The sequence below is a fragment of the Pantoea sp. MT58 genome (assembly GCF_014495885.1).
GTDB classification, from domain to species: Bacteria; Pseudomonadota; Gammaproteobacteria; order Enterobacterales; family Enterobacteriaceae; genus Pantoea; species Pantoea eucalypti.
Map to the genome: position 1 here is coordinate 2,693,770 of NZ_CP061083.1, position 24,477 is coordinate 2,718,246.

Consider the following 24,477-nt stretch of genomic DNA (forward strand, 5'->3'; position numbering starts at 1 on the left):
AATGCCGTAACCAGATTAACGAATGGTTCAGTTTTTGACTACGTTTCCGCCTGTGATTTTTCAGCCGTTAAATCGGGCAATGCATCGGCTTCGCTTCCCGCACGCACCGGCGAAGGATCCGCAGCAAAACCACGCAGGCCAACCACATGCACATGCTCGGTGTTATTAAACACTTTACGCACCAGTTTGTAGGTCGTGCCTTTCTCAGGGCTGATGTTCTCTGGCGCGGCAATCACCAGTTGCATCTCCAGTCGTTCACACAGTTCAAACAGCGTGGCGATGGAGCGGGCATCCAGACGGGCCGCTTCATCAAGGAACAGCAGTCGGCATGGCGAAATGTCTTTGCCGCGCAGACGACGGGACTCCTCTTCCCAGCTTTGCACCACCATCACCAGAATGGACATACCGGTACCAATCGCTTCACCGGTTGAGAGCGCACCGCTCTCTGCACGCAGCCAGCCATCAGAACCCCGGTTAACTTCCACTTCCATCTCCAGATAGTTGCGGTAGTCCAGCAGCTCCTCGCCGATGGTCTGCGGCGTACGCTGCCCCATGTCGATGTGCGGATTAAGACGCTGATAAAGCTTCGCCAGCGCTTCGGAGAAGGTCAGGCGATTACTGTTAAACAGATCCTGATGCTGCTCGTGCTCCTCCGACAGTGTGTCCAGCAGCATGGCATGCGTTTCACGCACATTCACGTTAAGCCGCACGCTGTGCACCTGACCAAAGCTGACGGTCTGCAAGCCCTGGTTGAGCTGACGGATGCGATTCTGTTCGCGCTGGATTGTTTTACGGATGATATTGGCCGCACTGCGCGAACTGATCGCCAGCATCTGCTCACGTGCCGTCAGCTCTTCGGTCAGACGGTTCAGTTCGATTTCCATCTGTTCAATCGCTTCGACCGGATCGTCAGTACGAATAATATCCTGACGGATACGCTCACGCAGATGCTGATAAACCGCAATAAAGAACTGAATCTTACGTTCCGGACGTTTTGGATCTTCCGACAACCGCAGCACGTCGCGCAGATGTTCGTTATCCGCTACCGCCAGACGCAGCGCACCCAATGCTTTATCCGACATCGAGCGCAGTTCATCGCCGCTCAGGTAGGCCAGTTCACGGCGATGCAGACGACGCTCAACGCCATTCTCTTTCACCAGACGCAGTACGGTACACCAGCCCGCTTTGGCGCTGACCACCTGCTCCCGCACCAGATGATATTGACGCTCCAGCTGACGCAGTCGCTTCTGCAGGTTATCCATCTCCGCTTCGCAGAAAGTGAGTTGTTTCTCCAGCTGATTGCGGCGGGCACGGTTGTGGCTGAGTGCTGTGTACAGTTCGTCACGGCGAACGCGCGCGCGCGCTTCTGCACTGCTGTCAGCCTGGACGCCAATGTCCTGCATTTCCTGCTGCAGCTCTTTCAGCATGTCGCGTTTCGCGTCATAGGCGCTTTTCAGCGAGGCGAGCACCTGCGAGTATTGTGTCAGCTGCGCCTGATGTTCACGCAGGCGATCACGACTGCGACTACGTTCACCTTCAGCCTGCTCCAGACGCTGACGCAGCTTATCGCTGAGGTCATTGTTGCCGTTGAGCATGCTGGCTGAGTCGTCATAGCTGAAGTGGGCGCGACGCTGCACCACTTCGGTCAGGGCAAAGGCCTGCTGACGCGCATTACGCTGTTGCTGCTGTGCCTGCTGATAATCCGCCTGCAGCTGCTCGTGCTGTTCCGGGTCGCTCTGCAACACGGCGATAATTGGCTCAAGTTTCGCCAGTTTCGCGCCGTGCTGATGCAGAAAGCGCGCCGCATCCTGCGCCGCATCGACCTGCTCACGAATCTCTTCGCAACGATCGCCCAGCGTATCATCCAGCAGCAGGTTAACGCGTGGCAGCAGTCGGTTTAGCTGTGACACGCCCTCTTTCGCCAGCTCATACTGCTGGCGCTGCTGCTGATTATTGCTCTCGTGCTGATTCAGCGCCCGTTCCAGTTCAGCCCGGCGTGCGCCCAGCTGACGGATCTGCGCTTCCGGGTCAGCGTCAAACGCCACGGCCAGATGACTGCCGATAAAACGGCTGAACGACTGATGCAGACGTTGCGTTTTCTGCACGTCAAACGACAGCGTCGCGTAGCGTTCGGCCAGCCTGTCACGTTCAAGATGCAGCAGCTCCAGCTGATTTTCACGCGCAGCACGGCCAAACAGCGGTATTTTCGGGAAGCGGGAGTAGCGCCACTGACGCTCAGCTACCTTCACAACCACCGCATTCTGCAGCTCATCCACGCTGAAGACGCTGTCATCGAACGACTGCGGATCACCTTCGATCAGATAGAGATCTTCCGGGCAATCCTCGAGCCCGTCCAGCAACTCACGAACACGTGACAGATCCGGCACCACGATCGCATGACGTGACGGACCATAGAGTGCGGAGAAGTACGGCGCATCGTCCAGTGTAACATCATCATAAATTTCAGACAGTAAGACGCCGCCAAAACGTTCCGCCAGCTGGGTCAGCCGCGCATCTTCCGCTCCGCCTGGCTGGCTGAGTCGTTCAATCTGCTGCTCGATATCGCGTTTTTGGGCGGCCACTTCGTCGCGCTCGACGGTGGTCTCACGCTCACGCTCCAGCAGCTGCTGCATATATTCGGTGACGTCCTGGCTGCTGTTCAGCGCCTGGCCAGTCTGTTCGCTGAGCTGCGTCAGAATCTCCTGCGCCGCCAGCCAGTGTGGCGCGCGGGCAGTCAGGCTGGTGATGCGTTCACGCAGCTGTTCCAGCTCCTGACGCATCATCATGCGCTGCTCACCAGCGTCCGAGACGCTGCTGTTCAGCTGTTCAATCTGTGCTTCCAGTTCCTGCTGCAGGCCAGCCAGCGCATCGGCTTCGTAATGCTGCCCCTGGCGCTTGCAGAACTCGGCCAGCAGACGCTCCGCCTCATGCTGTTCGCGCAGGCGCTGTTCCAGCTCATTGAGACGCAGACGCAGCGATGAGAGCTGTTCAGCGTGATGACGCTGATTGCTGGCATCACGCAGCAGTTCGCGACCGGTTTGCCAGGCATCCTGTCGGGACACATCACCGGCAATGCTGGTCACCAGCGCCAGCGCCTGTTCAAACTGACTGTGTGCCGCTTCCGCCACGCTCAGCTTCTGCTCCAGACGCAGCAGGCGTTCTGTCGCCTCTTCCTCTTTGGCCTGGAAACTTTCCTGCCATTCAGCGGCATTGTCGATGGTCAAATCGGGCAGTTGGCAAAGCGTACGGGCGCGTTCCAGCGCCTGCAAGGCCTGCTGATACTGGATGGCGCGGGTTTGCTGCACGTCGAGTGCCTGCTGGAAATCGGCCAGCTGACTTTTCAGCTCATCCACTTCCAGCTCAGCGGCTTCGGCACGCGCTTCATTCTCTTCCTGAATTTCACGGGCTTCGGCGACCACTTCAGTCTGCTCTTCCAGACGCAACGTCAGATCTTCGATATCGGCATCGTAACGCTCAATCTTCTCCTGCTGACGCATCGCCGTCTGCACCAGGTTCAGATGATCGCTGGCGGCCTGATAATCGACTTCGAGATCATTCTCTGCGCCACTGTGCTCAGCCAGTTCGCGCGCCATCTCAACATGACGATACTGCTCGGTGGCGAGCTGCTTGCGACTGCTGAACAGCTCACTGCGCAGTTGTAACGCACTGTCGAGATGCCCCCGACGCTCGTTGGCGTGGCGCATATAGTCAGCCGAAACGTAGCTGGTCGCCTCGGAGATCAGATGCTTAAAGAGATCGCGGTCAGACTGGGTAACGCGGATTGCCTCCAGCGTCATGCGGTTTTCGCGCAGCGCCGCTTCCATATCCTGAAACGCTTTACGCACGCCGCTGTTTTCAGGCAGCAGGTAATCACGCAGCGATCGGGTGATGGCGCTGGAGATACCGCCATACAGTGAGGCTTCAATCAGGCGATAAAACTTGCTGCGATCGCTGGCAGAGCGCAGACGTCGCGGCACCACGCCCAGATCAAACATCATGGCGTGATAATCGGTGATCGAGTTATAAGCGCGGAACTGTACGCCTTCCTGCGCCTCAACCCGCTCTTTCACCTCATTCAGCGGCAATACGCGTGCCTGACGGCTGTTAAGCACTTCCGTCAGCATATCGGTCGGGTTGGTATCGGTTGGCAGGCCATGGATACTGAAAGGTTTAATATCGACCTTTTTATCGCGTCCGGCGACCTGTTGCAGACGGACACCGACCACCACACGCTGATGGCGTGAATTCACGACATCCAGCATGGAGTAACAGACGCCAGCCCGCAGCTTCCCGTGCAGACCTTTGTCACGTGATCCCGACGTTGCGCCCGCTTCGGTGGTATTACGGAAGTGCAGCAATGTTAAATCGGGGATCAGCGCGGTCACAAATGCCGCCATGGTGGTGGACTTACCCGCACCGTTTCCGCCTGACAGCGTGGTCACTAATTCATCGAGATCAAAAGTACGGGCAAAAAAACCGTTCCAGTTGATCAGCGTAAGCGAACGAAACTTTCCGCGCTCAATCATGCCTGTTCTTCCTCTGCGTTCTCACTCGCGTCGCCTTCCTGACCGTCACCTTCGTCGGTGTCGACCGGTGCTGTCGCGTTTTCCAGTAGCATGGCTTCGCCATCACGAATCAGGCGAAGCTGCGCTTCACGGGCGTCATCACCGCTGCGCACGTCGGCACCAAAGCGAAACACGGATTCAGTGATGCGGAATTTGCTGCTGTCGTTACCGTAAAACCACACCATACCCAGACGGCGCAGACGGCTCAGAGAGGCGCGCACTTTCTCCTGCAGTTTGGTGCGATCCAGATCCGAACCGGTTGAACGCTGGTTAACCAGCTTCAGCAGGCGATTCTCGTCCGCCAGCGAGAGCAGCTCGTCGTAGAGCTCCTGCTGGGTAAAAATCCCTTCATTGGCAAGGCGTTCCGGACTGAGGTAGAGATAGCAAAGAATCTTCCCGACCATCATGTCCAGCTCAGAGAGCACGGAACGCGGAATCAACGTTGTTGAACGCGGACGCAGATAGAAAAAGCCTTCCGGCGCACGAATCAACTCAACGTGATAACGGCTGTAAAACTCTTCGAGAAACGACTGGTAGTCCATCAGAAACGCATGATTATCCAGCTCTTCGATACCGATATGACGTCCGGCGCGTAACTGGCTATCCAGCGCGGGAAAAATCGGGTTGGCCAGTGCCTGTGCCAGCTTAACCGGCATCACTTGTTCAATATTTGTCGATGACATGTGCCTGCACCTTGGCTCCGTAATCATTGATGGCTTGCCATTCCACAGGCAAACCGGCTAAATCAGCTTCTGCTACGCCAAGGCGCACCGCCTGATCCACCACAATGCGTGCCAGATCGAAATGGCGGGCGCGTGGATACTGGGCCAGGTAGTCGCGCATCACTGACGCGAGGTTGAGCGGTTTTTGTTGCGATTTATAGACCTGCAGCGCTTCTTCAATCATCGCTGCCAGCTGTTCGCGAATTTCGTTGATCTCTTCGTATTCCATCTCCGGCGGCAGTTCGCCCATCACTTCGTCATTCCGCAGCGTCAGCGCTTCATCACGCATGTCATACAGACGGTCAGCGTTGGCGTAGGTCAGCGCCCAGGGAGCGTCGAAGTAATTCTGCACTGATACCCGCAGGCGCTGCGCAAAGACGCGGTTCTTATCCATGTCGATGGCGGTACGGATGAATTTATGGACGTGGCGGTCATAGCCGATCCACAGGTCGATTGCCTGCTGGCCCCAGCTGGTAATCCGGTCGAGTTTGCTTTGCAGATCAAACACCAGCTTATCGACGAAGCCCAGGTCCGGGCTGTCCAGCGTGGCATCCTGAATCCGCAGCAGGTTTTCCTGAAGTTTGTCGCCCGCAGCTTCCAGCGTATCCTGCAGTTCACGCAACGTCCCTGACGTTTCGGAAAGCAGCATTTCACAGCTGGAGATAGCCGCGCGCCAGTCTTTGTTCAGCAGTTCAGCAATATCGTTTTTCACCGCCTGTTGCTGTTCATCCATCAGACGCTGGGTCATATCAATGCTGTCGAAGATCTCCGCCACCGAATATTTCAGCGGCGCAAAAACATTGCGATGCCAGTGGAACTCGTCGCCGTTTTCCTGCGCCGCATCGGCTGCTCGCTTAAGCTCATTGGCCACAATCGACAGCTGCATAGACAGGCGCAGCGTCGAAAATTCTCGCTGACGGATGTAATAGTCAGTGATGCCGATGGCCAGCGGCGTCAGGCGATAGATAGCATTGCCTTCGGTCAGTTCGCTGGTAAAGCGGTTGAGCAGGCGCTGTCGCACCATGTCATTGATGGCGTTGTTGGCGCGAACCAACACGGTTTCGTGGGTTTGTTCGAAAGCTTTACTGACGTGACGGAATGCATCAATCAGATCGCCTTCACTCATTTCGCCATCCATCCGCTCACCATTAAGGGTGGCGATAGCCAGCAAAAAGGCCAGACGTTCCACTGGCAGCGCAAGGGAAAAGTCATTTTTGCGCGCCCAGGAGACCAGTTCAGGTACCGTCTGGGAAAATTCACTCATAATTCGTCCTTCTGCCCGGGTTTACGCGCGGTCACGTGGATGTAACGCCCTAAGCTCAAAAAGGGTTCCTGACGGCAGTAACGCCGCTCCATCTCAATAATTTCGTCGTCGCTTTTTGGTTCGCCCTTCGGCGGCTTCATGTAATCACTGAATACCCGGATCCCGGCACGCTGTTCAATCACAAAACCACACGCCTCCAGCCAGCGATAAACCTGTTCAGGGTCGCGCGGATAATCAGGCGACAGCGTTCGCTTTTTGCGTTTGGTCAGATTGGTGCGCAGATAGCCGAAATTACCCAGCGTTAAGGTGCGCAGTGTCAGGCCGTGCAGATTGTAAAACATCAGCGACATGACGCCTCCTGGACGCAGCAGATCGAACAGCGCTTTCAGCACCGTCTCCGGTTCAGCGACCCATTCAAGCACAGCGTGGAACAATACCAGATCCACCGGCTTATCCAAATGTTCGCCCACCTGCTGAGCGCTAATTTGTCTGAATTGCATGTTATGGCTCACACCCTGCGACACCGCATTTTCCTCTGCCCGGCGTAGCATCTCACCAGAGAGATCGCACAGCAGAACCTGATGGCCCTGTGCCGCAAGCCCGCTGGAGACCTGGCCAATACCGCCGCCCGCGTCCAGCACCGACAGCGGGTGTGACGACAGATCGGGCAGAATCTTCTCCAGCTCGTCCCAAAGAATGGCCTGCCGTATTTTCCCTTTAGTGGTGCCGTAAATATTTTGCGAAAATTTATCCGCGAGATCGTCAAAGTTACGATCCTGCATGGCATGCGCTCCGGTATGCTGCGGTGAGACTTGTGCTATTTTGTCACAGGCACCAGAAGAATGAACCTTTCATCCCCATCTTCCCTTCCGGGTGCTCTATTTTCGGACAACAGGACGCATTTTTGATGTTATTTACCCTGAAAAAAGTCATTGGCGGGCTGCTTTTACCCCTGCCGTTTCTGCTTTTGTTGATGGCGCTTGGTATTTTACTGGTTTGGTTTACTGGCTGGCAGAAAAGCGGCAAAACCGTGATCTCGGTCAGCTGGCTGCTCCTTCTGTTGCTGAGTCTGCAGCCGCTGGCGGATCGTCTGCTGCTGCCACTGGACAGCCGCTATCCGACCTGGAAAGGCGCAGAGAAGGTGGACTATATTGTGGTACTGGGTGGAGGCTACACCTTTAATCCGGGATGGGCGCCCAGCTCGAACCTGTTGAATAACAGCCTGCCCCGCGTGGCAGAGGGTGTGCGCCAGTGGCGGCGTAATCCGCAGTCGACCCTGATTTTTACCGGTGCAGCGGGCGGCACCAATCCGAAGAGCAGCGCCTGGGTAGCGGCACAGGTGGCGGAAAGTCTGGGCGTTCCTCATGAACATATTCAGATCCTTGACCAGCCACGCGATACCGCAGACGAAGCGCAGGCAGTTAAAACTGTGGCAGGCAATCGCCCGCTAATGCTGGTGACCTCCGCGAATCATATGCCACGGGCAATACGCTTTTTCCACGCGGTCGGGTTGAAGCCCATTGCCGCGCCCGCCAATCAGCTTGCGATTACCTCACCGCTGAATGGCTGGGAACGGGCCATACCGTCATCGATCTGGCTAAGTCACAGCGAACGTGCCGTTTATGAAACGCTGGGCACGTTATTGCAACGGCTGAAAACCGAGGATGGCTCAGCCGAGCCAGGGAAGTAACTGTGCGCGAGCATGGTCAAAGCGCGGCCGATCAAAGGTGCCGGTCTGGATAAGCGTGTCGATGCAGTCCCACAGCTGATAAACCCACCGACGCCAGATAAAACCCTCTGAGACCGGCGCCCGTTGCAGGTAATGATGCAGTAGCGCCGTTTCGGCTGGCGATGCATCCAGATGGATCAGGTCATATTCACGCGGTGCCCAGAGAATCGTGCCGGGCTGTGTCATCGCGATTAACTGGTCACTGCGGCTGTTTTTCAGCATGCTCTGCAGCCGCACGTTGCCATGAACCATCACGCAGGGATCATCGAAGCCGCGAAACAGATGCGCCAGTCGCGCGCGGCAGCGGAACAGCACCTGGCGATCGTCCAGGGTAAAGGTGGGTGGACGCAGATAGCTCAGGGTCGCCCACAACACTTCAACCCGCTGTGCATACCAGGCGGGCCAGCGGTTCTGCTGCGTGCTGTCCACTGTGCCGACCAGGCCGTGGCTATCAAGCCCGTGCCAGGCCAGCAGTCCCTCGACGACCTGTTCGCAGAACTGTTGCCAGCGCTGAGCATCCCGCGCCGGTGCTTCCGCCGTCACACCATTCAGTCGCGCCATCAGAAGCATTTCATGCACTGGCGGCTGCTGGCTCAGCACCAGACCATAGACCGCGGGTACGGCGACCAGCCCGGCCTGCCCCAGCAACGCCAGTTTTCTGGCTTCCATCGCCGCCCTGCCCTGGTGACGAAAATATTTCGCCACCACTGGCATAGGAAGGCCGTCACGATTGTATAACGCATAGAGCCGGGTGGGTGGATGTTCACTGATCATTTCGAGGCGGCTGATGGTTTCACCCAGCGCCAGCGTGAGTTCTGATTTAAGCTGTTCCATGCGGCATCCTCCTCAGATGAATATCACCCTATCCTGAAGGAAGTGTTGGCCATAAGTTTAGCGGCGGATCAATAACGTGGTGCTGAAACGGGGAGACAGGCTCCCCGCTTGTCAGGCCTGCATGGCAATACGAACACGTTGCAAATCGTTTGGCGTATCCACACCCACGCTCGGGATGGTTTTCGCCACGGCGACATGAATTTTCTCGCCGTACCACAAAACGCGCAATTGCTCGAGCAGCTCAATCTGTTCCAGAGGGCAAGGCGCCCAGGCAACATAGCGGCGAATAAAACCGGCACGATAAGCGTAGATGCCAATGTGGCGCAGTAGCGTGTCACCGATCTGCTCGCGCGAGGCGGCATAGCGTTCACGATCCCACGGAATGGTAGCCCGTGAGAAATAGAGCGCGTAGCCATTCACATCCATGACCACTTTCACCGCATTCGGATTAAAAGCTTCTTCCGCATCCGTAATTGGCACCGCCAGCGTCGCCATGCCCGCTGCTGACCCCGCCAGATTGGTCGCCACCTGACGCACAATCTCTGCCGGGATCATCGGCTCATCGCCCTGGACGTTGACGATGATTTCGTCATCGGCAAACTGATATTTTTCGATCACTTCCGCCAGCCGCTCCGTGCCGGACTGGTGATCGGCGCGCGTCATGCAGACTTCGCCGCCTGCCGCCTCGACGGCCTTTGCCACGTCAGGATGATCGGTAGCAACGATGACACGGCTGGCACCCGATTCACGGGCGCGCTCCATCACATGCACGACCATCGGTTTACCATGGATATCAAGCAGTGGCTTGCCCGGTAAGCGGGTTGACGCATAACGCGCAGGAATGATGGCCGTAAAACTCATGGATGAATCTCTTCGACGGAGAGCGTGCGGGCTTCCGTTTCCAGCAGCACCGGAATGCCGTCACGAACCGGGAAGGCCAGGCCATCAGGTTTGCAGATCAGCTCCTGCTGTGCATTGTTGAAGTAGAGTTTGCCATTGCACACCGGGCAGGCAACGATTTCGAGTAAACGGTGATCCATATGTCCTCCATCAGGGACCGAATGCGTAAGGGTTCAAGCATACCATAGCGCGGCGTATGCGGGATGGAGTAAAACACCATCCCACAGCGGCTGCCGAAAATTTGATTAATCCAGCGTCCACAGGGCTGGCCAGTGCGCTTTAAGCGCATCGGGTACCTGCAGGATGGCGACGCTTTCTGCGCCCTGCCAGGCTGCGAAGCGTTCAATCGCGCGCCGGATATCTGCTGCAAAACGCGCCGTGACACGGGTTTTCTCTTCCAGCCAGAGTTTTTTAATCTCCAGCTGTTTTGACTGACGCAGCATACGGGCATCAAGCCGGCCTTTTATTTGCCCGCGATGGAGGATGGGCAACACAAAATAGCCAAACTTGCGCTTCTCCTCGGGGGTATAGCACTCGATACGGTAGTCGAAGTTAAACAGCTCAAGCGCGCGTTTGCGATCCCAGACCACCGGATCAAACGGAGAAAGCACTGTGCTGTGCGTCGCCTGCAGCGGCGTCTCCAGCAACGGCAGCAGGTCACGATGCAGCCACATCTCGCCCAGACCCTCTGTATTGACGGCGACCAGATCGCCCGCAGCCTCGGCGTCAGCGATAAAGTCTTTTACGGGTGTCCGCTTCAGGCGATAGTAATCCGCCAGCCAGGCCGCGCGGAAAACCCCTAAGCTGCGGGCGCTGTTCATCAGCATCTGACGGGTCGCTTCGGCTTCGCTGATACCATGCAGTTCATCCTGCCAGTCAGGCATTACGCGGCTGCGCAGATCGTAGACGCGCTGAAAATTGCGGCGTTCTGCGACCATCAGCTCACCGGCGCTGAAGAGATTTTCCAGATGACGTTTGTGCGGTTTCCATGCCCACCAGCCTGACTTCGGGTTATCGGCGTGCGTAAAATCGGCGGCGCGCACCGGGCCATTTTCCCGGATCTGCTGCAATAGTTCAGCAATCGCCTGCTGGTGGTCAGCAACCCATTGCGCGTTGTATTTCCAGCCCAGACGTTCAGGCGACAACATGCGATGACGAAGCAGTCTGTAATCGGCGCGGGGAATAAAACAGGCTTCATGCGCCCAGTATTCAAAGAGTTCACCCTGCGCCAGCGCCTGCTCCAGCCATGCCTGAGGATAATTACCCAGGCGACTGAACAGCACCAGATAGGGACTGCGGGCCACCACATGAATGGTATCGATTTGGAGCAGCGACATGCGGGAGATGCAGTTGATCAGATCCTGATACACCGCGCGTTTTGCCGGCGCACGCAGCAGGCCCTGCGCGGCGAGATGAAGGTGACGTGCTTGCTGTAACGAAAGTGAATGCGGGCTGTTCATCCTCTTCCTTATCAGGCATCACCTGAATGGGTGCGGGTATCAGAGCGTGCGGCGACAGAGTTGTTCAATATCAGCCAGTAATGGCGTGACGGATTTACCGGTCAGGTGAGCATCGACCGGCAGATACCACCAGTCAGGCTGAGCAAAGTCGCGGCATTTCACCGCGTCTTTTTCGGTCATCAACAGCTGCTGGCCTGTCTGGAGTAATCGGGTCAGCTCATCCTCGCTGTAGGCATGATGATCGGCAAAGGCGATCTCTGCAACTGGCGTGATGCCCTGCTTTTTCAGCGTGGTGAAAAAACGGGGAGGATGACCTATACCGGCCATCGCAACTACCGCACCCAGTTGCTCAGCTGGACAGGTTTCCCCGGTCAGGAGATTGGTGGCCAGCCCGGGCTGAAGCTGCATGGCAATCTCGTCGGGCTGCGCGTCGCCACCGTTGATGATGACGGCATCAACCTGCCGCAGACGAGAAGCGCGTTCGCGCATCGGACCTGCGGGCAACCACCAGCCATTGCCAAAGCGTCGTACGCCATCCACCACCACGATCTCGCGATCGCGCTGCAGGGCGTAATGTTGCAGGCCGTCATCAGTGATGACCACATCCAGCGAGCCCTGTTGCAGTAATGCTTCAATCGCCTGTCGCCTTCTGGGCGCCACCGCGACCGGCGCCCCGGTGCGCTGAGCGATTAAAACCGGCTCATCACCGGCCTGTTCCGTGCTGGTCTGTGCGGTGACCAGCAAGGGATAATGATCTGCCTTGCCGCCATACCCTCTGGAGACGACGCCAGCACGCAGGCCGCGCTGCTGCAACGCCTCAACCAGCCAGATCACCACCGGCGTCTTTCCGTTGCCGCCGGCAGTGAGGTTACCCACCACCACGACCGGCAAAGGCGCGCGCCAGCTTTTACGCCAGCCACGCCTGTAACTGAAACGTATCAGGGCCGTGATCGCACCATACAGCAGGCTGAATGGCCATAGCAGTAGCCATAGCGGTGAGCGACCACTCCAGATACGTTCAATCATTGGCCGAATTGCATCTTATGCAGTTGTGCATAGGCACCGCGTTCTGCCAGCAACACCTGATGCGTACCGCGTTCAACAATCTGACCATCTTCAATGACCACGATTTCATCCGCTTTTTCAATGGTTGAGAGACGGTGCGCAATCACCAGCGAAGTACGGTTCTTCTGCAACTCATCGAGTGCAGACTGAATGGCGCGTTCTGACTCAGTATCCAGCGCAGAGGTCGCTTCATCCAGGATCAGAATCGGACAATCACGCAGCAGCGCGCGGGCAATGGCGATACGCTGACGCTGACCGCCAGATAGCAGCACGCCATTCTCGCCAATCACTGTATCCAGGCCTTTATCCATCTTATTGATAAAGTCCATGGCATGCGCCATGGTGGCTGCCTGCTCGATCTCTGCACGGCTATACTGCTCACTCCGCGCATAAGCGATGTTATTGGCAATGGTGTCGTTAAAGAGATGCACATTCTGCGACACCAGCGCGACCTGATTACGCAGCGAACGCAGGCTGTACTCTCTCAGGTCATGTCCGTCCAGCAGGATTTCGCCCTGCTGAATGTCATAAAAGCGGGTCAGCAGGCTCGCCATCGTCGACTTACCAGAACCTGAACGGCCCACCAGCGCCACCGTTTTTCCTGCTGGCAGTGACAGATTGATATTACGCAGTGCCGGAATATCACGGCCCGGATAGGTAAAGGTCACATCACGGAATTCGATATCGCCTTTCGCCCGGGTCATTTCGCGTGTGCCGTTGTCCACTTCCTGCTCACTGTCCAGAATAGAGAACAGCGTCTGACAGGCCGCCATGCCACGCTGGAACTGGGCATTAACGTTGGTCAGAGACTTAAGCGGGCGCATCAGGGCAATCATCGAGGAGAAGACCACGGTAATCGTCCCGGCGGTCAGCGTATCCATGACGCTTGGGAAGCTGGCAGCGTAAAGTACAAACGCCAGTGCCAGCGATGCGATGAGCTGAATAATGGGATCAGAAATGGAGGATGCTGATACCAGCTTCATTCCCTGCTGACGCATACGGTTACTGACGCGGGAAAAGCGCTCCGATTCGATTTCCTGACCGCCAAAAATCAGCACTTCTTTGTGGCCTTTCAGCATCTGTTCGGCGCTGGTTGTCACCTGCCCCATGGTGTTCTGCATACTTTTGCTGATGGTGCGGAAACGCTTTGAAACGGTGCGAATCGCAAATGAGACAATGGGTGCCAGAACAATCAGGATCAACGACAGCTGCCAGCTGTAGTAGAACATCATAACAAACAGGCCAATAATGGAAGCACCTTCACGCACCACTGTCACCAGCGCGCCGGAAGAAGAGGAGGCGACCTGCTCGGAATCGTAAGTAATGCGTGACAACAGGGTCCCGGTCGACTGCTGGTCAAAGAATGAAACCGGCATCCCCATCATATGGCTGAACAGCCGACGGCGGATATTCATCACGACATTGCCTGAGACCCAGGAGATGCAGTAGCTGGAGATATAACTGGTCACGCCGCGTACCAGCATCAGGCCAATGACCACTAACGGCAGCCATAGCATCACCGACCTGTCAGCTTTACCAAAACCATCATCCAGTAATGGTTTCAACAGTGAGAGCATTAAGGCGTCGCCCGCAGCATTGATAATCAGGGCGACTGAAGCCGCAATTAATCCCGCTTTATTAGGCGCGATCATCGGCCAGAGTCGGCGAAACGTCTGCCACGTAGAGAGATCTTTATCTTGATGCATTATTTATTCACGCTGTTGGAAATAGCCGGCCATTCTACCTGGATTCGCGTTTGACGCCAAACCACTGATGATACCAACGGGGCATTAATTGTTCCCGTAGGGTGTAAACCTGCACGCTGCCCTGCTCTACCCTGATACTGATTTGTCCTGACTGGCCCGTATCCAGCCATGTAAAACCGGCTGTTCGATAGTTTTCCAGAACACTTTTCGCGGGCATACGCCATGCGTTGTAGCGTGCGAGCGAGGCAATCGCGATGTGTCCGCCGGTTTTGCGCAGCAGCAATGAGGTCGACGAGGTACGGCTGCCGTGATGCGGTACCTGCAGAATATCCACCTTTAGCCCCTGCTTTTCCAGCGCCACCAACTGACGTTCCGCTTTCGCTTCAATATCGCCGGTTAACATCAGCCGGACCTGACCATCATCAACGATTACCACACAGGAATCGTTATTGTCACCCGGCAAAGGTGCCGTTAGCGGCCAGACTACCTGAAAGTGGAGTTGCCGCCAGCGCCACTGCGTGCCGCGTACGCAGGGTAAATGCGTTTTCTCTGCCAGCGCGCTTCTGACTTCTACCGCTGGCCAGCGTTGCATAATCGCCTCCAGTCCGCCGGTATGATCGAGATGTTTATGACTCAGGATGATCTGTTTTAACCGTAACTGTTTGCGCTCCAGCCATGGAATGATTACCCGACTCCCCGCGTTATCGTTCTGCCAGCGCGGCCCTGTGTCATACATCACCGCCTCCTTGCCCTGACTGATCACCAGGCTTAATCCGTGCCCGATATCCAGCATATCGATGCGCCAGCCCGGCTCCTGATGGGACTGGCGACTCCATATCATCGCCAGCGCCAACACAAAGCTGCTCAATGGCAAAGAAAAGAAGAACTGCGCACGCCAGAGAATCAGACTTCCCCATACCATAATCGTAAACCAGGTTGTGCCACTCAGCGGCCACCATCCTGGCGGCAGTAAAGCCAGACAATGAAACAGTGCACGCACAGAAAGATCGGCCGCCCCCCAGAAGAAGCCCGATACAGGCGCTATCGGCAGCAGCAAAGCAAACGTTATCAATGGCATGGTAATGAACGAGATGACCGGAATTGCCACCAGATTTGCCAGCAGTGCGGTCAGGCTGATCCCGTTGAATATCGCTACCTGCAACGGCACCATTAAAATCATCATGCCCACCTGCAAATGCAGCAGTAGTACCGGAATCCATCGCTTTTGATGACGGAATCGTGCAGGCAAGGGAAACCAGTGGTACCAGACCAGCAGCATGCCTACAGCCAGTACCGAGAGCCAGAAACTGTCAGACAAAACGGTCAGCGGATCCGTCACCAGCAGCAATGCAATACAGAAGGTCCAGACCTGCCAGCTATTGAGCTGTACACCTGCAAACCGTGTTATTGCCCACAGCGTCAGGGCCAGCAATGCACGCGCTGCGGGAGGCTGTGCTCCTGAGAGCCAGGTATAGGTTGCAGCAAATAGCCAGCTTACGATAAGCGGAAGGAGATAGCCGATACGCCGGGCTGGCAGGATAAATTGCACCCCACGCGTAATGATCCAGCCGGTGCTGGCGGCTAGGGCGATATGCATGCCCGATATCGCCATTAAATGCGCAGTACCGGTATCCCGAAGTAACTGGCGAGTCTGCTGGCTCATTTCATCCCTGATGCCAAAGGAGAGTGCCTCCAGCGTGGCACGTGCAGGCATGGAGTGGGTCCTGTCGCGATGCCATAAAATAAATCGCCAGCGTCCATTACACTGTTCGCTAACGGCAACCTGATTAAGGATCCTGCCCTGGAGCGGCGTATTATTAGCCAGAGCAAAACGCTGCGCATCGAAATCGCCCTCATTGAGACGAGCATGGACTGGTCTCAAACGAAGTCGCATCGTCCAGCGTTGTCCCGGACAATAAGTTTCCTGATCAGTATCGAAATAAAGCCAGGCATAGCGGGGAGGGAATATCATTCTGCCCTCTTCTTCCAGCAGCCGAACCCGGATTTGCTTTCTCTCTTTCCGCAGTTCACTGATCTCAAGCGTAAAGGTGGCGGGACGTACGGAGAGCTGTTCAATATCCCGCACCATCAGACGGGCATCGTTAAAAGCCCATGCCAGCAACAGCAGCGTAATACCGGTCCAGCGAACGGATGGGTAATGGCAATGGAGCAGAGCGAGGCCCATCAGTACCAGCATCACCATCATCTTACCTGAGGGCAGTTGGGCCATCAGCAATAGCGGTAATGTTGCAACGATCACCAGTCGCGCCAGAACGGTCCATGTCAGCATAATCGTATCCATTGTTTCAGTTCGATTATTCTGGGCAATTGAGGTGAAACTAACAGGGAACAATCAGGCAGGCTGGAGCGCCCTCACAAACAGAATGCGGCCTTGCAGTGTTGACGACAGTAATCTGGATATCAGTGCTCAGCCTGAATAGCAGGCAAAAAAAAACGACATCCGGAGATGTCGTTTATTGGGTTCGGTATCGGCTTAGCCGTAGATGTTTGCGCGATCGCGCAGCTCTTTGCCTGGCTTAAAGTGGGGAACGTATTTACCTTCCAGATCCACTTTGTCACCCGTTTTCGGGTTACGTCCAGTACGCGGAGCGCGATAGTGCAAAGAAAAGCTGCCGAATCCCCGGATTTCGATGCGCTCGCCCTGTGCCAGCGTAGTGGCCATGTGCTCAAGCATCTCTTTGACTGCATCCTCAACGACTTTCGCCGGTATATGAGTATGCTGTCCCGCCAGTCTTTCGATCAGTTCTGACTTGGTCATGTAACCTCCGGTTTATCCCTACAGGAATGTATGACAGCTTTTACCGAAACCGGGTGGTTGCCCACCCGGTGCTTCAGGTCGATTACTCGCCTTTAGCCGCTTTGAACGCTTCAGCCATAGCGCTAGAGAAATTGCCTTCTTCCTGTTTGGTGTTAACAGTATTGATAGCTTCTTTCTCATCAGCCTGGTCTTTCGCACGGACAGACAGGCTTACGACACGGTTTTTACGATCAACGCCGGTGAACTTAGCTTCAACGTCGTCGCCAACGTTCAGAACCAGAGTTGCATCTTCAATGCGGTCCAGTGAAGCTTCAGAAGCGCGCAGGTAACCCTCAACGCCGTCTGCTAATTCAACTGTAGCACCTTTAGCATCAACTGCAGTCACTTTACCGGTGACGATGGCACCTTTCTTGTTCAAAGTGATGTAGTTGTTGAACGGATCTTCTGCCAGCTGTTTAACGCCCAGAGAGATACGCTCGCGCTCTGCATCAACCTGCAGTACAACGGCAGCGATTTCGTCGCCTTTTTTGTACTCACGAACGGCTTCTTCGCCAGTCGCGTTCCAGGAGATGTCAGACAGGTGAACCAGACCGTCGATGCCGCCATCCAGGCCGATGAAGATACCGAAGTCAGTGATTGACTTAATTTTACCTTCAACACGATCGCCTTTGTTGTGCGTCTCAGCGAACAGCTGCCATGGGTTAGATTTACACTGCTTCAGACCCAGGGAGATACGACGACGCTCTTCGTCAATGTCCAGAACCATAACTTCAACAACATCGCCTACGTTAACAACTTTAGACGGATGGATGTTTTTGTTGGTCCAGTCCATTTCAGACACGTGTACCAGACCTTCAACGCCTTCTTCGATTTCCACGAAGCAGCCGTAATCAGTCAGGTTGGTAACACGACCGGTCAGGCGGGTGCCTTCCGGATAGCGTTTAGCGATAGCAACCCATGGATCTTCGCCCAGCTGCTTCAGACCCAGAGAAACACGGGTACGCTCGCGGTCGAACTTCAGCACCTTAACGGTGATTTCGTCGCCCACGTTAACGATTTCGCTTGGATGCTTAACGCGTTTCCATGCCATGTCAGTGATGTGCAGCAGGCCATCAACGCCGCCCAGATCAACGAATGCACCGTAGTCAGTGAGGTTCTTAACGATACCTTTAACTTCCATGCCTTCCTGCAGGTTTTCCAGCAGCTGATCGCGCTCTGCGCTGTTTTCGGATTCGATAACCGCACGACGTGAAACCACGACGTTGTTGCGTTTCTGATCCAGCTTGATCACTTTGAATTCAAGCTCTTTGCCTTCCAGGTGCAGCGTATCGCGCACCGGACGCACATCTACCAGTGAACCTGGCAGGAACGCACGGATACCGTTGAGCTCAACTGTGAAGCCGCCTTTAACTTTGCCGTTGATAACACCGGTAACAGTTTCAGCGTCTTCGTAAGCTTTCTCCAGCGTGATCCATGCTTCATGGCGCTTCGCTTTCTCACGGGACAGCAGGGTTTCACCGAAGCCGTCTTCCACTGCATCCAGAGCAACATCAACTTCGTCGCCTACCTGGATTTCCAGTTCGCCGGCTGCGTTCTTGAACTGCTCTGCAGGAATTGCAGATTCAGATTTCAGACCCGCATCAACCAGAACGACATCTTTGTCGATAGAAACGACGATGCCACGAACGATAGAACCCGGGCGGGTTTCGATTGTTTTTAAGGATTCTTCAAATAGTTGAGCAAAAGATTCAGTCATATTGATAATCTTCAGGATTCTTCAATTTAACGTCCATCTGACTTCATGTCGGATGGGGTTGTTTCACATGCCCGGCACCTGATCCATGGTACAGGGTGATAAATTCAGTTAAGCCGTAATACCCAGCTTCTCGCGGGCATAGTGTAGCGCTTTTTCGATGACTTGATCGATAGACATCTCGGTAGAGTCCAGAACCAGTGCATCGCCAGCGGCTACTAAAGGTGCGATTGCGCGGTTGCGATCGCGGTCGTCGCGTTCTTTTATCTCGGCTAAAAGGCGGTCAAAGTTAACATTAAAGCCATTGTCCTGCAACTGTAGCATACGGCGCTGAGCACGTTCTTCCGGACTGGCATCCAGGAAAATTTTCACTGGCGCCTCCGGGAAAACCACGGTGCCCATGTCTCGTCCATCAGCAATTAATCCCGGCAGCTCGCGGAAACCGCGCTGGCGGCGTAATAACGCTTCGCGCACCCGTGGAAACGCGGCAACACGTGACGCGGTGTTGCTGACCTCCTGAGTACGGATTTCACCGGTAACATCTTCACCTTCAAGGATGACCTGCATGTCACCATTTTGTGACACAAAGCGCACATCGAGGTGTGCAGCAATCGGCACAAGCGCTTCTTCAGATTCGATGTCGACCTGATGATGCAACGCGGCTAATGCCAGCACGCGATAAATAGCACCGGAGTCCAGCAGATGCCACTGCAGCGATTCTGCCATCGCTTTACACAGTGTTCCTTTTCCCGCTCCACTTGGCCCATCAATAGTTATGACCGGGGCAGTTACTGTCATTATTCCCTCCTGTTGCTGCGTGCTTCCTGACCTTTCGGTCACCATTAATGACTCGCATTATACGCTGCATAGCGCGGCTTGGTTACTGTTTCGCACTAACCGGGTTCGTAATTTTAGTTAATTCAGAGGATCGCTGGGCCGTTACAGCCAGATTAAATCCGGGGAGATCCGGTGCGGAACCGCACCGGAAGAGAGAGATATCAGGCGCTCTGGCTGATTTTAGCCAGCTGAACGAAGTAGTCCGGGAAGGTTTTAGCTGTACAGCCAGGATCAAGAATGGTCACTGGCGTATCTGACAGTGCTACCAGAGAAAAGCACATTGCCATACGGTGATCATTGTAGGTGCCAATATCAGCATGCTTTAGCGTCGCAGGTGGGGTAATACGGATGTAGTCATGACCCTCTTCGACTTCCGCGCCGACTTTACGCAGCTCTGTCGCCATTGCGCTCAATCGATCGGTCTCTTTTACCCGCCAGTTATAAATATTACGTAACTGGGTGGTGCCTTCTGCAAACAGCGCCGTGGTGGCAATGGTCATTGCAGCATCCGGGATATGGTTCATGTCCATATCAATGGCCTGCAGCTTTCCAGCCGTACAGGCAATGTAATCATCGCCCCATTCGATCGCAGCACCCATCTTTTCCAGCACGTCAGCAAACCGAATGTCACCCTGCATACTCTGGCGTCCGATACCGGTGACCCGGACCGTTCCGCCTTTTATGGCTGCAGCCGCCAGGAAATAAGAAGCGGAAGAGGCATCACCTTCCACCAGGTAATCGCCCGGTGACTGATACTGCTGCTGTCCCTTAATCAGGAAACGCTGATAGCTCTGATTCTCAACGTCGACGCCAAAGCACTGCATAAGATTGAGCGTAATGTCGATGTAAGGTTTGGAAACCAAATCACCTTTAATCGTGATGCAGGTATCCTGCTGCGCCAGCGGCGCGGTCATCAGCAGCGCCGTCAGGAACTGACTGGAAACACTGCCATCCACACTGACATCACCGCCGGTAAAACCACCGCGTAAACGCAGCGGCGGATAGTTTTCGTTTTCCAGGTACTCAATGGTTGCGCCACCCTGACGAAGCGCATCGACCAGATGCCCGATTGGACGCTCTTTCATGCGGGGTTCGCCGGTCAGTTCGATATCGTGCTCGCCCAGGCAAAGTGCTGCGGCCAATGGACGCATAGCGGTGCCGGCGTTGCCCAGAAACAGTGACAGCGGTTGAGATGCGTTCAGTGGTCCTGCATTCCCCGTGACTTCACACACGGTACGATCGTCTGAAAGCGTATAGCTTACGCCCAGCGCGGTCAGCGCATTCAGCATATGCTTTACATCGTCGCTGTCGAGCAGGTTGGTGAGACGGGTAGTGCCTTTAGCCAGCGCAGCCAGCAGCAATGCGCGATTAGAAACGCTCTTAGAACCTGGCAGGTTCACGGTGCCATCGACACGCGAAATGGGTTGGAGAGTCAGGGAGTCCTGCATGTGAAACGAAATCCTCAAAAATACAGAGACCTCGCCGTGTGACGAGGTCTGGCATCAGCATTAGTGCTGATATTTTAATAATCAGCCGTGGCGACGTTCAAAATCGACCATGAAATCGGTCAGCGCTTTCACACCTTCCAGCGGCATCGCATTATAGATAGAGGCGCGCATACCGCCTACTACACGATGTCCTTTAAGCGCATGCAATCCCGCCTTAAATGACTCTTCCAGGAACAGCGCATCCAGTGACGCATCCGCCAGCTGGAAAGGAATGTTCATGCGTGAACGGTTTTCTGTCGCCACATCATTACGGTAAAAACCACTGTGATCGATAACGCCATAAAGCAGGTCAGATTTTGCCTGATTAATACGATCAATTTCAGCGACACCGCCCTTCTCTTTCAGCCATTTAAATACCAGCCCCGACAGATACCATGCAAACGTCGGTGGGGTGTTAAACATCGAATCGTTATCGGCCAGTACTTTGTAATCGAGGATTGAAGGCACTGAGGCATGCGCCTGGCCCAGCAGATCTTCACGCACAACCACCAGCGTTAATCCGGCCGGGCCTACATTTTTCTGCGCACCCGCATAAATCACGCCATAACGACTCACATCGATCGGACGAGACAGAATGGTAGAGGAGAAATCAGCAACAACGGTTTTACTGCCGAAGTCAGGCTGTTCATCAATGGCGATGCCATCAATGGTTTCATTCGGGCAAAAATGCAGGTAAGCGGATGCCTCACTTACCGCCCATTCGCTCATCGGCAGGATAGCGCGTTTACCGTCGCGGGTTGTTTTGACATCCAGCGTGCGTGGGGAACAATACTTTTCCGCTTCTTTTATTGCGCTATGCGCCCAGTAGCCGCCATCAACATAGTCAGCAGTTGTCGCCTGACCCAGCAGATTACCGGGTACAGCAGCAAACTGCGCGCGCGCGCCGCCATGACAGAATAAAACTTTGTAATTGGCCGGTATTTTTAGCAGATCACGGAAGTCCTGCTCTGCTTCTTCAGCTACCTGAATAAACTCTTTACTGCGGTGACTGATCTCCATTACAGAGGTACCCAGACCGCGCCAGTTCGTCAGTTCCTGTTCTGCACGACGAAGGACTTCAACCGGTAGCATCGCCGGGCCAGAGCTAAAATTATAAACTTGCGTCATTTCCCCTCACCACTGTCATATCGAACGGTTATGAATAACCATTCGGTTTTATCACTGCATACTGATAGCTGCAATCATAAATCAGGGCGCGGTCACATTTTCTGAATATGCCTCGCCGGAGGTTATGTTACCAATGCAAACCAGCGCGGAATTTTGTGAGGCTTCATCCAGCACCATTAATCCACGTTTGGCCTGAGAGCCGATGTGATAAAAACTAAGCCCGTAAAAATGTCCCGCCCTGATAGCGGTCTGTAAGCAAAATCCGTATCATTGCGCGCTTTACGCACCCCATGACAACAGAGAGAGCGGCACTATGACGCAAACATTTATCCCGGGCAAAGATGCCGCACTGGAAGACTCCATTGCGCGTTTCCAGAACAAGCTGCAGGATCTCGGCTTTAACATTGAAGAAGCTTCCTGGCTGAATCCTGTTCCCCATGTCTGGTCAGTGCATATCCGCGACCGCGATTGCCCGCTCTGCTTTACCAACGGCAAGGGCGCCAGTAAAAAAGCTGCGCTGGCCTCTGCACTGGGCGAATATTTTGAGCGTCTCTCAACTAACTACTTTTTTGCTGACTTCTGGCTGGGCAAAAAGATCGCGAACGGCGACTTTGTTCACTATCCCAATGAAAAATGGTTCGCGTTACCTGAGGATGATTCCTTACCTGAAGGCATTCTGGATGCGCGCCTGAACGCGTTTTACGATCCTGACAATGCTCTGACGGCTTCCGGCCTGATTGATCTGCAGTCTGGCAATGCTGAGCGCGGTATCTGCGCCCTGCCGTTTACCCGCCAGTCGGATCAGCAAACTGTTTACATCCCGATGAATATCATCGGCAACCTCTATGTCTCAAATGGCATGTCCGCAGGAAACACCGCGAATGAAGCGCGTGTTCAGGGCCTCTCCGAAGTGTTTGAGCGCTACATCAAGAACCGCATCATCGCGGAAGCAATCAGCCTGCCTGCGATTCCTGATGAGGTAATGCAGCGTTATCCGGAGGTGATCGAAGCGATTGCCCGCCTTGAAGCGGAAGGCTTCCCGATTTTCGCTTATGACGCCTCGCTGGGCGGTAAATATCCGGTGATTTGTGTGGTGCTGTTTAACCCGACCAACGGAACCTGTTTTGCCTCCTTTGGTGCCCACCCCGATTTTGGTGTGGCACTGGAACGAACTGTCACTGAGCTGCTGCAGGGCCGAAGCCTGAAAGATCTTGATGTGTTCACGCCACCGACTTTTGATGATGAAGAAGTCGCTGAACATGCCAATCTGGAGACCCATTTCATTGATTCAAGCGGTCTTATCTCATGGGATCTGTTTAAAGAAACAGCGGACTATCCCTTTGTTGACTGGTCATTTGCAGGCAGCACCGAGCAGGAATTCTCCACACTGATGGCCATCTTTGCCTCGGAAGATCAGGAAGTCTATATTGCTGACTACGAGCATCTGGGTGTCTATGCCTGCCGCATCATCGTACCGGGGATGTCTGATATCTACCCTGCCGAAGATCTCTTCCTGGCGAATAACAGCATGGGCGCTGGCATTCGTGAAACCCTGCTGGCCCTGCCTGAAAGCAACTGGAATCCGGAAGAGTATCTGGATCTGATTGGACAGCTTGATGATGAAGGTTTTGACGACTTCACTCGCGTTCGCGAACTGCTGGGTCTGGCAACCGGTAAAGACAACGGCTGGTACACACTGCGTGTTGGCGAATTAAAAGCGATGCTGGCGCTGGCGGGTGGCGATCTGGATCAGGCACTGATATGGACAGAGTGGACAATGGAGTTTAACAGCTCCATCTTTACGCCAGAGCGGGCTAACTACTATCGTTGCCTGCAGACTCTGCTGTTACTGGCAATGGAAGATGAGCGTGATCCGCTGCAGTATCATCACGCCTTCCTGCGTATGTACGGTGAAAGCGCGATGGAAGCAGCCTCAGCCGCCATCAGTGGTGAACATCCATTTAACGGCCTGCAGGCCGTTGATGATGAACTGCAGGCATTCCCGGCCCATCAGTCCCTGCTTGCTGCTTACGAAAAACTGCAGGCGGCTAAGCGTCTCTACTGGAAAAATGCGTAAGTTATAACGCGACTGAGCCAAAAAGAGGATTAACATGGCACCGGAGTTTTCTGGTGCCATAATTTTCTGCCTTCCTTGTGGAACATTAGCTGTATTAAAATCCATTCAATTACATCAAATCATTTTAATTAACATATCAGCCATTAATTACTCATCAGGCAGGCCCTTCAA

18 protein-coding genes are annotated in these 24,477 nt (G+C 54.8%); 2 read left to right on the forward strand and 16 right to left on the reverse strand.

The window, feature by feature from the left end; genetic code table 11:
- Window positions 1-38: 38 nt before the first annotated feature.
- The 4 genes from mukB to cmoM are packed head-to-tail and all read right to left on the reverse strand — an operon-like array spanning window position 39 to window position 7,333.
- The gene (mukB, locus tag IAI47_RS12785; RefSeq protein WP_008925853.1) at window positions 39-4,526 is read right to left on the reverse strand and encodes a chromosome partition protein MukB; all 4,488 of its coding nucleotides are present in this window, start codon (window positions 4,524-4,526) and stop codon (window positions 39-41) included.
- On the reverse strand, window positions 4,523-5,248 hold the full coding sequence (gene mukE, locus IAI47_RS12790) for a chromosome partition protein MukE (RefSeq protein ID WP_008925852.1): 726 nt from the start codon (window positions 5,246-5,248) through the stop codon (window positions 4,523-4,525). Before mukE ends, mukB begins: the two co-directional genes overlap by 4 nt.
- The gene (gene mukF / locus IAI47_RS12795; RefSeq protein WP_003849384.1) at window positions 5,229-6,551 is read right to left on the reverse strand and encodes a chromosome partition protein MukF; all 1,323 of its coding nucleotides are present in this window, start codon (window positions 6,549-6,551) and stop codon (window positions 5,229-5,231) included. Before mukF ends, mukE begins: the two co-directional genes overlap by 20 nt.
- A complete protein-coding gene (cmoM, locus tag IAI47_RS12800) occupies window positions 6,548-7,333 on the reverse strand; it encodes a tRNA uridine 5-oxyacetic acid(34) methyltransferase CmoM (protein ID WP_008925851.1) in 786 nt (261 codons plus the stop codon). The genes mukF and cmoM overlap by 4 nt, the downstream gene beginning before the upstream one ends.
- A gap of 125 nt (window positions 7,334-7,458) precedes the next feature.
- Here cmoM and elyC point away from each other — a divergent pair, with 125 nt between their 5' ends.
- Window positions 7,459-8,241, forward strand: a complete 783-nt coding sequence (gene elyC, locus IAI47_RS12805) for an envelope biogenesis factor ElyC (protein ID WP_008925850.1) — start codon at window positions 7,459-7,461, stop codon at window positions 8,239-8,241.
- On the opposite strand, the gene IAI47_RS12810 is transcribed toward elyC, so the two are convergent.
- The 12 genes from IAI47_RS12810 to serC form a co-directional block, all read right to left on the reverse strand.
- Entirely contained in the window at window positions 8,221-9,114 is an 894-nt protein-coding gene (locus IAI47_RS12810; RefSeq protein WP_187961139.1) for a phosphotransferase, read from the reverse strand. The two genes, elyC and IAI47_RS12810, sit on opposite strands and share 21 nt — an antisense overlap.
- Window positions 9,115-9,225: 111 nt before the next feature.
- Window positions 9,226-9,975 (reverse strand): 3-deoxy-manno-octulosonate cytidylyltransferase, encoded by a 750-nt coding sequence (kdsB, locus tag IAI47_RS12815; protein WP_008925848.1) that lies wholly within the window; start codon window positions 9,973-9,975, stop codon window positions 9,226-9,228.
- On the reverse strand, window positions 9,972-10,154 hold the full coding sequence (locus tag IAI47_RS12820; protein ID WP_003849374.1) for a Trm112 family protein: 183 nt from the start codon (window positions 10,152-10,154) through the stop codon (window positions 9,972-9,974). Before IAI47_RS12820 ends, kdsB begins: the two co-directional genes overlap by 4 nt.
- A gap of 105 nt (window positions 10,155-10,259) precedes the next feature.
- The gene (locus IAI47_RS12825) at window positions 10,260-11,474 is read right to left on the reverse strand and encodes a winged helix-turn-helix domain-containing protein (RefSeq protein WP_008925847.1); all 1,215 of its coding nucleotides are present in this window, start codon (window positions 11,472-11,474) and stop codon (window positions 10,260-10,262) included.
- Window positions 11,475-11,513: 39 nt separating this feature from the next.
- Entirely contained in the window at window positions 11,514-12,500 is a 987-nt protein-coding gene (gene lpxK / locus IAI47_RS12830) for a tetraacyldisaccharide 4'-kinase (RefSeq protein ID WP_008925846.1), read from the reverse strand.
- Window positions 12,497-14,245 carry a lipid A ABC transporter ATP-binding protein/permease MsbA gene (msbA, locus tag IAI47_RS12835; protein WP_003849365.1) on the reverse strand — a complete coding sequence of 583 codons (1,749 nt, stop codon included), beginning with the start codon at window positions 14,243-14,245 and terminating at the stop codon, window positions 12,497-12,499. Before msbA ends, lpxK begins: the two co-directional genes overlap by 4 nt.
- A gap of 34 nt (window positions 14,246-14,279) precedes the next feature.
- On the reverse strand, window positions 14,280-16,535 hold the full coding sequence (locus IAI47_RS12840; RefSeq protein WP_008925845.1) for a DNA internalization-related competence protein ComEC/Rec2: 2,256 nt from the start codon (window positions 16,533-16,535) through the stop codon (window positions 14,280-14,282).
- Window positions 16,536-16,739: 204 nt separating this feature from the next.
- Entirely contained in the window at window positions 16,740-17,024 is a 285-nt protein-coding gene (ihfB, locus tag IAI47_RS12845; protein ID WP_003849360.1) for an integration host factor subunit beta, read from the reverse strand.
- A gap of 82 nt (window positions 17,025-17,106) precedes the next feature.
- Entirely contained in the window at window positions 17,107-18,780 is a 1,674-nt protein-coding gene (rpsA, locus tag IAI47_RS12850; protein ID WP_003849352.1) for a 30S ribosomal protein S1, read from the reverse strand.
- Window positions 18,781-18,888: 108 nt separating this feature from the next.
- A complete protein-coding gene (cmk, locus tag IAI47_RS12855; protein WP_008925844.1) occupies window positions 18,889-19,575 on the reverse strand; it encodes a (d)CMP kinase in 687 nt (228 codons plus the stop codon).
- 200 nt (window positions 19,576-19,775) lie between these two features.
- Window positions 19,776-21,062, reverse strand: coding sequence for a 3-phosphoshikimate 1-carboxyvinyltransferase (aroA, locus tag IAI47_RS12860; protein WP_003849347.1), 1,287 nt, complete (start codon window positions 21,060-21,062; stop codon window positions 19,776-19,778).
- A gap of 81 nt (window positions 21,063-21,143) precedes the next feature.
- Window positions 21,144-22,229 (reverse strand): 3-phosphoserine/phosphohydroxythreonine transaminase, encoded by a 1,086-nt coding sequence (serC, locus tag IAI47_RS12865; RefSeq protein ID WP_003849345.1) that lies wholly within the window; start codon window positions 22,227-22,229, stop codon window positions 21,144-21,146.
- Window positions 22,230-22,542: 313 nt separating this feature from the next.
- Between serC and ycaO the strand changes: the two genes are divergently transcribed.
- On the forward strand, window positions 22,543-24,306 hold the full coding sequence (gene ycaO / locus IAI47_RS12870) for a 30S ribosomal protein S12 methylthiotransferase accessory factor YcaO (protein WP_003849343.1): 1,764 nt from the start codon (window positions 22,543-22,545) through the stop codon (window positions 24,304-24,306).
- The last annotated feature ends 171 nt before the right edge of the window (window positions 24,307-24,477 follow it).